Source organism: Halobacillus naozhouensis (assembly GCF_029714185.1).
Lineage (GTDB): Bacteria > Bacillota > Bacilli > Bacillales > Halobacillaceae > Halobacillus_A > Halobacillus_A naozhouensis.
In genome coordinates, this window is sequence record NZ_CP121671.1 from 1462505 (window position 1) to 1474108 (window position 11604).

At 41.3% G+C, this 11604-nt stretch carries 18 protein-coding genes; all 18 read left to right on the forward strand.

Annotated elements, in window-relative coordinates; all coding sequences use genetic code 11:
* Positions 1–21 precede the first annotated feature (21 nt).
* The 18 genes from P9989_RS07670 (at position 22) to P9989_RS07755 (ending at position 11600) form a co-directional block, all read left to right on the forward strand.
* On the forward strand, positions 22–270 hold the full coding sequence (locus P9989_RS07670) for a hypothetical protein (RefSeq protein WP_283078184.1): 249 nt from the start codon (positions 22–24) through the stop codon (positions 268–270).
* Positions 271–356: 86 nt separating this feature from the next.
* Entirely contained in the window at positions 357–776 is a 420-nt protein-coding gene (locus P9989_RS07675; protein WP_283078185.1) for a DUF3908 family protein, read from the forward strand.
* A gap of 75 nt (positions 777–851) precedes the next feature.
* The gene (gene terS / locus P9989_RS07680) at positions 852–1589 is read left to right on the forward strand and encodes a phage terminase small subunit (protein WP_283078186.1); all 738 of its coding nucleotides are present in this window, start codon (positions 852–854) and stop codon (positions 1587–1589) included.
* Positions 1589–2872: a PBSX family phage terminase large subunit gene (locus P9989_RS07685; protein ID WP_283078862.1), complete on the forward strand. Its 1284-nt coding sequence runs from the start codon at positions 1589–1591 to the stop codon at positions 2870–2872. The genes terS and P9989_RS07685 overlap by 1 nt, the downstream gene beginning before the upstream one ends.
* Positions 2873–2909: 37 nt before the next feature.
* Positions 2910–4490 (forward strand): hypothetical protein, encoded by a 1581-nt coding sequence (locus P9989_RS07690; protein ID WP_283078187.1) that lies wholly within the window; start codon positions 2910–2912, stop codon positions 4488–4490.
* Positions 4480–5580 carry a phage minor capsid protein gene (locus P9989_RS07695; RefSeq protein ID WP_283078188.1) on the forward strand — a complete coding sequence of 367 codons (1101 nt, stop codon included), beginning with the start codon at positions 4480–4482 and terminating at the stop codon, positions 5578–5580. The genes P9989_RS07690 and P9989_RS07695 overlap by 11 nt, the downstream gene beginning before the upstream one ends.
* Before the next feature lie 96 nt (positions 5581–5676).
* Positions 5677–6495, forward strand: coding sequence for a hypothetical protein (locus P9989_RS07700; protein ID WP_283078189.1), 819 nt, complete (start codon positions 5677–5679; stop codon positions 6493–6495).
* A gap of 3 nt (positions 6496–6498) precedes the next feature.
* Positions 6499–6888 (forward strand): hypothetical protein, encoded by a 390-nt coding sequence (locus P9989_RS07705; protein WP_283078190.1) that lies wholly within the window; start codon positions 6499–6501, stop codon positions 6886–6888.
* A 16-nt stretch (positions 6889–6904) separates the two neighbouring features.
* Positions 6905–7927 carry a major capsid protein gene (locus P9989_RS07710; RefSeq protein ID WP_283078191.1) on the forward strand — a complete coding sequence of 341 codons (1023 nt, stop codon included), beginning with the start codon at positions 6905–6907 and terminating at the stop codon, positions 7925–7927.
* A 21-nt stretch (positions 7928–7948) separates the two neighbouring features.
* Entirely contained in the window at positions 7949–8110 is a 162-nt protein-coding gene (locus P9989_RS07715; protein WP_283078192.1) for a hypothetical protein, read from the forward strand.
* A 42-nt stretch (positions 8111–8152) separates the two neighbouring features.
* Positions 8153–8446, forward strand: coding sequence for a hypothetical protein (locus tag P9989_RS07720; protein WP_283078193.1), 294 nt, complete (start codon positions 8153–8155; stop codon positions 8444–8446).
* Positions 8447–8459: 13 nt separating this feature from the next.
* Positions 8460–8816 (forward strand): hypothetical protein, encoded by a 357-nt coding sequence (locus P9989_RS07725; RefSeq protein ID WP_283078194.1) that lies wholly within the window; start codon positions 8460–8462, stop codon positions 8814–8816.
* On the forward strand, positions 8816–9172 hold the full coding sequence (locus P9989_RS07730; RefSeq protein ID WP_283078195.1) for a hypothetical protein: 357 nt from the start codon (positions 8816–8818) through the stop codon (positions 9170–9172). The genes P9989_RS07725 and P9989_RS07730 overlap by 1 nt, the downstream gene beginning before the upstream one ends.
* Positions 9173–9187: 15 nt before the next feature.
* A complete protein-coding gene (locus P9989_RS07735) occupies positions 9188–9676 on the forward strand; it encodes an HK97 gp10 family phage protein (protein WP_283078196.1) in 489 nt (162 codons plus the stop codon).
* Positions 9673–10104, forward strand: coding sequence for a phage tail terminator protein (locus P9989_RS07740; RefSeq protein ID WP_283078197.1), 432 nt, complete (start codon positions 9673–9675; stop codon positions 10102–10104). Before P9989_RS07735 ends, P9989_RS07740 begins: the two co-directional genes overlap by 4 nt.
* Positions 10094–10660 (forward strand): hypothetical protein, encoded by a 567-nt coding sequence (locus P9989_RS07745; protein WP_283078198.1) that lies wholly within the window; start codon positions 10094–10096, stop codon positions 10658–10660. The genes P9989_RS07740 and P9989_RS07745 overlap by 11 nt, the downstream gene beginning before the upstream one ends.
* A 62-nt stretch (positions 10661–10722) precedes the next feature.
* Positions 10723–11253: a hypothetical protein gene (locus P9989_RS07750; RefSeq protein ID WP_283078199.1), complete on the forward strand. Its 531-nt coding sequence runs from the start codon at positions 10723–10725 to the stop codon at positions 11251–11253.
* A 44-nt stretch (positions 11254–11297) separates the two neighbouring features.
* Entirely contained in the window at positions 11298–11600 is a 303-nt protein-coding gene (locus P9989_RS07755; RefSeq protein ID WP_283078200.1) for a hypothetical protein, read from the forward strand.
* Positions 11601–11604 lie beyond the last annotated feature (4 nt).

An 11604-nucleotide genomic window follows, 5' to 3' on the forward strand; every position in this document is an offset into this window, starting at 1 on the left:
CCGATAGAAGGGGGTGCCATATTGGAGACGTACTATATTAATTTTCACATGGTGGATGGAAGTAAAATCCAAGTCACTAAAGAAGAAGATGAGAATTACGATTTCTACATTAGGCTTCGGAAGTTAGACAATCGATGGTATAACAATGGAAACCAATTGATCAATCTTGATAATGTTAAAAGTATTTTTATTCAGACTCAAACTGAAAAAAATGAGATATCCAGAAAAAATTCTCAAGATGTAGAGGCGTTATCTAAACTGAATTTATAACAGCGGGCATCCCAACTGGGGTGCTTTTTTCGTTGAAGGAAATTATCTCCTTCTGTCGAATTAGTTCGATTAGAGGGGGTGAGAGAATGCCAGAAGTAAACCTGCAAACCTTTAAGGAAATGATGAATAAGGCTACTTTTCACGACTTAAGTATTGAGGGTCAACTTCATTCGCTCAATCATGTAGTTGAAGAAGAAAAAATTGAAGTATTCTATGCTAAAAATGCTTTTAGAGACAAATCCTTTTCAGAAGTTGAGGTTCTCATTTTTGAAAAAGATGCTTTATTGAAGTTTGATTTTTCAATAGAAAGAAGTGTAAATGCTACAATTCACCACTATAGAAATATAGAAGATGTAAAACTAACATATAATGCTGAAGGTCAAGGGATGTTGAATATCAAGTTTGCCGGCAACGAGCAAATTTTATTAGATAGCTCTGAAGATTTAGGAAGAAGAAATGAAGAGTGTAAGAAGAAAATTTTATCGGTATTTAAGCTGTTAAAATAAAGGGCATCCCACTACGGGGTGCTTTTTCTATTCACAGAACAAACGAATACATAACGGAGGTGGCGGTGATGTGAAGTGGCAGACAAACATAAATTAGCCGAGCAGGATTATGTCAAAGGGACGAAATATAAAGAAATAGCTGAGAAACATAATGTCTCGATCAACACGGTAAAGTCGTGGAAACAACGTCATGGATGGTCACGCGAAAAGGGTGCACCCAAACAAAAAAGTGTGCACACAAAACGAAAGGGTGGTCAGGTTGGCAATCAGAATGCAAAAGGACATGGAGCTCCTTCAGCAAATACGAACGCTGTCACTCATGGATTATTCTCGAAATACTTACCGGAAGAGACACGGAAGATTGCAAACCAGATCAATGATATTACCCCCTTAGACATCCTCTGGATGAATATTAAGATGCAGTTCGCTCAGATAATGCGGTCACAGCAGATCATGCATGTTGAAAGTAAAGATGATCTAACAAAAGAAATAAAGAAAGAAAAAGAAAGCTGGGGGGATGCTTCCAGTAGTTCTGAAACAGAATGGGAGATCGAGTTCGCTTGGGATAAACAGGCGAACTTTTTAAATGCTCAAAGTAGGGCGATGGGTGAGCTACGAAGCATGTTGAAGCAATTTACTGAAATGGCGAATTACGATGATGATCGTGCTCTAGAAGCTGAGAAGATGAAAGCAACTATCGATAAAACGAAAGCTGATACAGATCGATCAAAGGCTGAAATTGATAAGCTCCAGAACGATGATAGTGACCAACCAATCGAGATCATGATCAAAAGAAAAGGTGATGGGGAATGATTGAAAAAGAAGTGAACCCACACTTTGAAGACTTCCTCTTTGATTGGAATCAGAAGTTTCAGTTTCTAGTCGGTGGTTATGGATCCTCGAAAAGCTATCATGTGGCCCTGAAGATCATTCTTAAATTATTTGAAGAAAAGCGAACGGCACTTGTAGTTCGTGAAGTATATGATACTCATAGAGAATCTACCCATTCCTTATTTGAAGAGATTATTGAGGACCTGGGGCTTAGTCATAAAGTTAAGTGCCCGACCTCACCATTACAAGTTAGATTCCCTAACGGCTCAAAGATCATATTTAAAGGAATGGATAAGCCAGTAAAGCTGAAATCCATTAACAACATATCTCTCATATGGTTAGAGGAATGTTCAGAGATTAAATATGCTGGTTTTAAAGAACTTCTTGGTCGTTTAAGGCATCCCACTTTAAAGCTGTACATGATTCTTTCGACAAACCCTGTAAGTGAGGATAATTGGACCTTTAAGCATTTCTTTAAGGATAATCGTAATAAACGTACTGTTCTTGACGATGAAGAACTTTATAAGAAAAGAACCATCGTCGTTGGTAATACGTATTATCATCACTCTTTAGCAGACGATAATTTATTCCTGCCGGAAAGTTATATCGACCAGCTGGAAGAGATGAAAGAATACGACCCAGATTTATACCGCGTTGCTAGAAAAGGTCGCTTCGGCATTAACGGTATTCGAGTCCTCCCTCAGTTTATAGTGAAACCGCATGACGAAGTGATGAAGGAAGTTACAAGAATGCGGCCTTCTATGAAGAAGGTGGGCATGGACTTTGGGTTTGAGGATTCTTACAATGCTGTTATTCGAATGGCCATCGACCATGATAAAAAGTATCTCTATATCTATTGGGAGTATTACAAGAACAAGATGACCGATGATAAAACCGCTGAGGAATTAGCTGAGTTTAAAAAGACAAGGGAACTGATCAAGGCTGATTCAGCGGAGCCCAAGACCATTCAGTTTTTTAAGCAAAACAGATTCAACATGGAGGGCGCTACGAAGTTCCAGGGCTCTCGATTGCAAAATACTAAGAAGGTCAAACGATTTAAGAAGATCATTTGCTCTGATAATTGTCCAAATACAATATATGAGCTTAAGGATCTAACCTACAAAAAGGATAAGTTAGGGGAAATTATTCAAGATGAATTTAATATCGATGCCCACACATTTTCAGCTGTCTGGTATGGATTAGATGACTATGAAGTTGCTGATCTAAAAGGTGGGGGAATGGCAAGTGGAGCAAGCGCCTGGTAATAGGCGTTTTTATTTTGCGTAAAAGGCAGGTGATCTAATGACAATCAACTGGACCAAGTGGAATAATGACATCATTGAAAAATCGCATGGAAAGGTGTACTTCTTCCGTGATTTATACGAGGGTGAGCACTCGAAAATCTTTACCAGGGCGCAGGATTTAATACGTAAAGGCGAAATCATAGACAACATAGTCGAAGGAGCACGTAAGGCTCAAAATGTGCAAACTCCCTATATAACAGCGAACATATCAAAGCTCATACCTGAGATTCCTGCCATGCTCGTTAGTCGTTCAATTGGCAGCATTAATTCCACTCAGGAGAATGAGGAAAAAGCCAACCAGGAAACGGAAGACGAGATCGACAATCCGGAAAGCGCGGACATCATTGATCCACAGCAACAGATGATCGAACAGATTGAGAAAAATTCAACGCTGCAGTTTGAACATTGGTCCAATATTGTTCAGCAGCAAGTAGATGGTGGGCTAGTTGGTGTTCCATGGAAAGACGAGGTAGGCATCAGAATCGATTTCAAACAGCGTGATGTGTATTTCCCTCATGAAGATGGTTTAGGCGCCGATTTAGCTTATGAGAGGGAGTTTGATGAGGAGAAATTTCTTCATATCTATAGAGAGCGTGTGGAGGATGGAGATCTTATTGCAAGCAACATTCTATATATGCTCGAAGCTGGTGACAGACTTGAGGAAGTGGATGAAGAATGGGCGAAAGAACTGCTTGGTATGGATGAGTTAGAAACTGTGTATAACGGTCGCACTCGTCCTTTTATTATGTATTGGCCAAACGAGAAGACTTTCACCAATCCCTTAGGGGTTTCCTGTCTTAAAGGTCAGGAAGGTAAGCAGGATGAGATTAACTGGACACTCACACGCAATGCTATCACTTTTGAGCGTAATGGTAAGCCACGTCTTGCTGTCTCAAAAGAGATATTCCAAGCCCTTCAGGATAAGGCGCATGAACGCTATGGTGACGAAAGCAAAATTGATCACCGAGACTTAGAGATTACTACGCTTGATGAAAACGGAAATGCCATGGAAGTTATTCAAATTGATATTACGAAGATCGGTGATATCCAATGGATCAAGGACCTTATGAAAATGATGTTTGTTGAAACCAAGACATCCGAGAAAGCTGTTGATTTCTATATGGATGAAGGGGGTAGAGCTGCTCAAACAGGAGTGGCCAAGTTCTATGATTTATTCATCTCTATTGTAAAAGCAGAGCAACTCCAGGGTGAATACATTTACTTCCTGCAACAGTTATTTGAAAGCTGTCTATGGCTTGCGAATGAGGATGATCGATCGATTATTGTAGAGGAGCCAGAGATCACTATTAAGTCCATGATTCCTATAAGTCGCAAGGAGCTTATAGAAGAGAACAACAAAGGTTATGTAGATGGTGCTCAGTCACTTGAAACCACCGTTCGAAGAAATAATCCTCATGCTTCTGATGACTGGATTCAAGAGGAAGTCACAAGAATCGAGGAAGAGAAAGCAGCTGATGACACGGCTTCTTTAGTTGGCGGTCGAAGTAGCCTTATGAGTTTTATGGATAATAGGGATTCTAGTGGAAATCCCATAGAAGATGATCCAGATGAACAATAAGATACTCAAGTACATTTCCAATGTTGTTCAAAGGATCATCGGGTTAGTTGCTGAAGCTCGTGATCTAGGGGATGAAAAGAAAGCTCAATCGCTCATCGATGAGGTTACCGGTATCCTGGATCAATTCGGTTTAGAAATGGAAGTCGTTATTCCTAAAGCAGTCATTGAGAATTACTTTGGTGGTGTCGATCAGGCAACTAAGTTAATGTCCCAGGCAGGGTTAGAAGTAAATCAAACATTAACTCTGACTAAAAGTGGCCAAGTTGCTAAAGGATTTCAAAAGAAGATTCACATGGAAGCCTTAGAGCAAATCGCGGACGACACACTCCTTGATTTCAAGGCGGCTATACGTACAGCGAAGAAAAGCTCCAAAGCTTCTATCACTGGAGCGTTGGAAAGTGTGAAGCGGGATCTTGCGGAAGGCTATATTGCAGGTAATACCAGGAAGGTCATTAACAAACGAGTAGCAGACTCATTTGCAGAGAATGGCTTGACGGCATTTACTACTGTTGATGGCAGAAACTTGCCCCTAGACTTCTATGCTAGTACAGTCACAAAAACCAAAATGAAGGAAGCTAATGTTAAAGGTTCAACCAATCGATACACCGAAAGTGGTGTCAATTTAGTACAGATAAGTACTCATTATCCAACGTGTCATGAATGCGCTCGTTATCAAGGACTAGTGGTGAGTTTAACGGGTGAGCATGATGGATTTCCGAGTATAGTAGCTGATATAGCCTTGCCTCCGTACCACCCAAATTGTTCACATGGAATTTCGCCTTATGTACTAGAATTCAAAACAGAGCAAGAGATTGGAGAGGCTAAGAGTCGTTGGCAGAACTTCAAACCTGAAAAGGATACTCGTTCAGCTACTCAAAAGAGAGAGTACAACAAAGAGCAGGATGCGAGAAGGCGAGCAAATGAGGAGAAAAAGCAATACGCACGCTGGCAGATGGTTCTCGGTAAGGGCGCACCTGCCACATTGGGAGCTTTCAGGCGAATGAAAAGGCAGAATACAGCCAAGTTCCAAGAACTTCAAAGTGAATACAGGAGTATTGCTCAGGAAGTAGTGAGGGATAGGAGCCAATAGGCTTCTTTTTTTATTGTCCAAACCATGCTGATGACGTAAAAAGCAGCATGAGAAAAGGTGCCTGCTACCAGAAAGCAGAGGAAAGGAGCAAGATGCATGTTTAAAGCTATTTATGTTTGGGTCGTTTTACCAATCAAAGGGATGTTCCATAAAGGCGGCCTTCCGGCTGAACAAGAAGAGAAATCTTATCCTATGAAGCTTGACCTTCAGTTTTTCGCTAAAGAAGATGATCCTGAGGACGACCCCGAGGATGATCCGGAAGACGATCCAGAAGATGACCTTGAGGATGATGAACCGGATTTAAACGAGTTGCTTAAAGACAAGCGTTTCAAAAAGCAGTATCAAAAGAAAATGAAAGAGCAGCTTGGCAAACGCATGAAGAAATACGAAGACGTAGATCCGGAAGAATATCGTCGCCTAAAGGCAAAGGAAGATAAGCAGAAGGATAAAAATGATAAGAAAGATGATCCAGAAGACGAAGAACTGGATACCCTCAAAAACGAACTGAACGACCGTGACAAAAAGCTCCTGCGTGCTGAACGTAGAGAAAAGACAGCTCTTGTTAAAGAGTTTGCAGCTGACAACGGTCATAATCCTCGACTGTTAGCACGTCTGATCAACGTGGATGACATTGAATTGGATGATGACGGAGACGCTGAAAACCTTGATGAGCTGTATGAAGAATTGGAAGAAGAATTCCCTGAATACTTTGGGGAGCAAGATGATGATCCGGAAGAGGATGAGGAAGAAGAAACAACTCGTAAGAAGAAAAAGAAGAAAGCCTATCGTCCAGGTTCTCGTCAGAAAAGTAACAGTAAAACAAAAGAAAAAGACCCTTATCAAGCGGGCGTCTCTGCTTACAAGAATCTGAAAGAAAAAGGCAGAATCAAATCAAAAAGAAAAAAGGAGGAATAAACAATGCCTTACACACCAAAATCAAGTCGAACTGATTTTAAAGGCGGCATAAACATCTTGGCTTCTGAACATTTCCAGTTTATCGAAGCGGGTGCTACGTTAGATGCCATGGCCATCGGAGAAACTTATCTTCCGGTAGGAACACCGGTTGCCCGCAATACAACAACAGGTAAATTTGAAGTCTACTCTGAAACCACAGCTGGAACATTGGAACCAGGGTTCGATGAGTTTTCCATCTTGAACATTGATGTAAACGTTGACGGTCAAAATGACTTAATCGTTGGCGAGGTTCTTGTTCGCGGTTCAGTTTATGAAGCGAAGTTACCGGCTGGGTTTACAGATGCATTTAAAGCAGCTACAAGACCACAAATTCGATATGTAAGACATATTTAATTAGGGAGGAATTTAAATGGCTGGGATTACACATTTAGAAGCTTTCCAAGGCCCTGCTTTAAGGGCTTTGGTTGACGAAACAGAAAGAGACGTGGAATTGAACATTGCAGATCGTTTTTTGCCGACTGAAGAAACATTCTCACGTCAATTTGCTTATGACATCGTGAAGAACAATCGCTATATCGCTGCGTACATCGGATATGGTGCTGAACCACCGGTGATGGACCGTAACGCCGTTGCATCAAAAATGGGGGAGATCGCTTACTTTGGTTTAAAAGATATCGTGACCTATGAAGAACTACAAGCAATTAACGAAGCCCGCAATGATGATGAGCAAGCTGCAGTTATAGAAAAGATTTTAATTAAAAATATCGATTTATTGGACAGTCTTAGGCGTTTGATGTTTGTAGCTAAGATGGAGGCCCTTGCAAAAGGTAGCCATTCTTACAATAAAAACAATGTTAAATATACTTTTGATTTCGGTATTCCGGCAGAAAATAAAGTCGCTCTAACTTCCGGTAATGACTTTGAGACTCCTGATTTCGATATTATTGGCTTCTTGCTTGAACAAGTGGATGCTTATGCTAATGCCAATGAAGGTAAGACTCCTGATGTTATGTGGATGTCCCGCGAAATGAACGCTAAGCTGCTTAAAAACTCGAATATTGTATTAGAATCTGGACGGCCAGAAGGTTCTACCCGTGTTTCTCAATCCGAATTAAGAGATGTACTTGATTCATTTGGTATTCCACCTATTCAAATTATCTCAGAACGCACAACTCAGGTGAAAGACCTTTATTCCGGGGAATTGGTTACAATCGAGTTATTACCTGTGAACCGTATTGTAATGTTGTCTGAAGGGATAGGAAGTTATCTACTCGGTCCTACACTGGAAAATAACTTCCGCCCAGGTCTATTTCTGGATGCTTACGATAAGAAAGAACCTATCCAGTCAGTATTGCGTGCAGTAGGGGCAGGATTCCCAGCACCAGAAAAACCAGGGCTTATTTTTCATATTGATGCTTATACACCAGCATAAAATAGAGGGGGTGACGTTGTTATGGCGAAGGTGAAAGTTGAAGTACTAGACGCGATTGTCGATGGAAATACAAAGGGGGAGCAGCTAAGCGTGGAAGAACGATCTGCTAAGTACCTGGAGAGCATTGGATATGTTGAAATTATCGATAAGTCAAAAAGCAAAGAGACGAAAGACAAGGCGTAAAAGCTTTGTCTTTTTTTATGTCTCAGTAAGGGGGGCATTCACATGCCAGTATATGTTGCACAAGCGTATTTAACAAAGGATGGAAAAGTCTTCGAACCTGGTAAAGAAATTGAACTTACTGAGGAACAGGGCAAGAAACTCAAGGATAAAGTGGAACTGCGAGAGACTGAAGAAGTGAAGGCTCCGGACGAAAACCCAGAGAAATACACAGAGAATTCTCTTAGAAAACTTAGCGCTGATGAACAGAAAGAGATTGTAACAGAGTTAGACGGCAACCTTGAGGAGCTAACCAACGAAGATAAACGGGTTGAATTCATCCTAGAAAATCAAGAGTAAAGAAGGTGGTTAAATGGACTTTACAGCCATTGACGATTACCTTCATAAACTTTACTATGCCGATCACTACACGGAACTAGAGGAATCGGTCCGGGAAAAGATCACTTTTACAGCTAATGAAATGCTTGAGCGTCATTTGGAAACGGAGCTCATCACTGATAAGATTGTAGGCCTACAATCTTTGTATATGATCGAGGGTGAATCTGAGGAGTTCGCCATGTTCAAAAGGCAAGGTGTTAAAAACATGAAGGTAGGAGATCTAAGTTTCTCTTTCGACAATCCTAATAATATTTCTCCTGAGGTTGTGGCCATCATCAAAAAGAAAAAGGCGAAGAGTGGCGTCCAGGCTGGAATCGGGAGGCTCATCTAATGCCTAAACCACCTATGAATGATGATATTAAGGTGTATAACCCTATGCTTGATAAGAGTGGTGACAGAGTAACCAATGATTATGGACGTTACCAATACGAACGTGCCCAATCTTCCAAGGCTCGAGTGAAATACAAGGTGGAAACCGATGAAACGCTGGATGGGATTAATTTCGTTGAAATAGCTGAGATTAATATCCCTACTAAAACGAAGATACTGAAGGGGGCTCGTATCTCCTGGGTAAGCCGTTTCGGGGAATTGATAGAGAGTGACGTTGAAGGGGTTGAAGAAGTGCTGAATTACTCAGGAAAGAAAGTGTATTACCGAACGGTCTACTTCAATCAATCTCCTTCTTAAAGGGGGCTTTTTTTTATGGCCGGAGATTTCTTGTTCGATATTGAATGGGGCGGTCTTCAGGAACTGGAAGAGGAATTCGACAAGATGGAAGAAGAGTTTGAAGAAATCTTAGTCGATGAGTATACCAAATACGGTCTACTAGTTGAAGAAGGGTCTAAGGCTCTCGTTCATCGTGATCATGGGGATTTGGAAGAGTCGATCCACTTTGATAAAGGAGAAATCGAAGGCGAATCTGTTGTTGTGGAAGGCGGATCCAATCTACCCTATGCATTACGACGACACGAAGAACCTTACCGCATGGGTGTCTACGATAAGTATGATAATGGCACCAAATATCCCGGCTACTATGTAAATGGTAGAGGCCGTAAAACGCACAGGAAACCAAACTGGCGGGGTTATAAGCCAGGTCGCAAGTATTTGGCCAACGCTATCATTGCGACGGAAGAAGACTACAACATTATGAATCTCAGAGTCTTAAATAGAACGTTTGGTGAAGAATCATGATCCAGAAGTACTTGAAAGATGAATTGAAGCTGCTAATTCCTGATCTGACTTGGACAATCGATTTTCGGTCGGCTCCAGATCACACGGGAACAGTATATAGCGAGGGGGGAGGAGCACCTGGCCAATATGATGTCGGGATGCGTTACCCCACTTATATGGTGTATATCCGTTCCTCTAATTGGGGCTATGCGAAGACTGTAGCCGAAAAGGTTTATAAAGCCCTTCATAAGAAGAAAGATTTCACAGCAACAGTGGAACAGCATGATAGGCAAGGAAACGTGACCGGTTCAACAAGCTATCACGTCTTTTTTGTGTCTGCTGTTTCCGATCCCATTCCTATTGGTGTGCAAGACGACATCATGGATTACAGCATCAATTTTGATGTGACTTTAACAGAAATAAAGGAGGAAATGACAAATGGCACTTGATGCAGAGAAAATTCCATTTGGACTTGCTGATGTAACGATTGGTGAAGATACCGATGCTATTCACTTTGATGGAAAGGAAGAGTTTCAGTTTGAAGGTGGAGAGTTAACATTCACGCCTATCTTACAAGACATTACGGTCGCAGATTTTGGTGAGTCCGTATTCGACCAACGCGTTACAGGGTATGAAGGTTCCCTTTCTCTCTCAGGAGCACAGGAAACACTACAAAACCTTAAGTTGGCCATGAGTTATATGGAGGAAATCACGGATGCTACGACAAGTGAAGTAACGGGGCTTATGGATGGCAAGATCGGAACGTCTATGCGTTCAAAAGCTCAAAAGATCACCATTCACCCGCGTATTATGGGCACCGATACCTCATTGGATATTGTTGTTTATAAGATGGCTTCTAACGGTGAATATACTCGTTCCTATGCTAATGAACAGGGTAGCATCCCAATGCAGTTCACCATGTATCCCCGTGACGGTCTTGATGTAAGTAAACCAGGTAACTTCTTCTATGTAGGCGGCACTGATCCAAATGCACCAGCAGCATAATTATAAATTCATAAAGAGGGAGCTCTTGAGGCTCTCTCTTTTTTAGTAGGAGGAAAAACTATATGTCTACAACAGTTACTTTGAAAGTGAAAGGCGAAGCCGGAGATATTCAAAAACAACAAAATGAAATTGAAGCTATTAACTTACTTCAATTCGAACAAACAATGAAAGTGATCAAAGACGTATTTGTTCAAGTTCAAGAGGATGAAGGACTGAAACAACTCTTTGCTAACATTTTTAAAGAAGAGCAAAAGCCAGAAGGGGAAGAAAAGGACGAGGAATCGCAAGAAGATGATGAAGATGCGCAGTTCATCATGAATTTGATCGACTCCTTCGATACTATTGCTGTTCATTTGCCGGCAAAGGCAGTTCATTTATTGTCTGTCCTTAGTGATATTGAGATTAACACCTTACAAAAACAGAAGATGTTAGATGTTATGGATATTTATGATGCTGTCATCGAGGAGAATGACTTGGAACGTTTATGGAAACGCGCAAAAAAGTCTTTGGCCACAACCAAAGCGAAAATGGCATTCGTGAATCTGAGGAAGAAAGCTACAAGCAAGAACTCCGCGGAGAAAACGCAAGCCTAAGTGAGGCCTTCATATTCAAGCTTTCCAATCCATTAGGAGGGCGCATGGAGGTTCTGACTAGTCCATTCCTGGAGCTCCTTAAGTACATGGATATGGAGCTCGAGAAAGATGAGGGGGAAGTTGAAAAAGAGCAGCATCGATTATGGATGAACTATCTATCCCTCATCTACTCTCAGCGTCCAGAAGAAAAAGAACCCCCTAGTAAGAAACGTGCTCGTGAGGAGTTTGTGGAAACTCTTAAACCAAAACAAAAACCATCCTCGCAGCAACAACTAGGGCCAGCAGAGGTCTATGATTGGGACTTTGAACGCTTGAAACGAATTCAGCAAAAGCAGAAGGGAGGTTAAATGA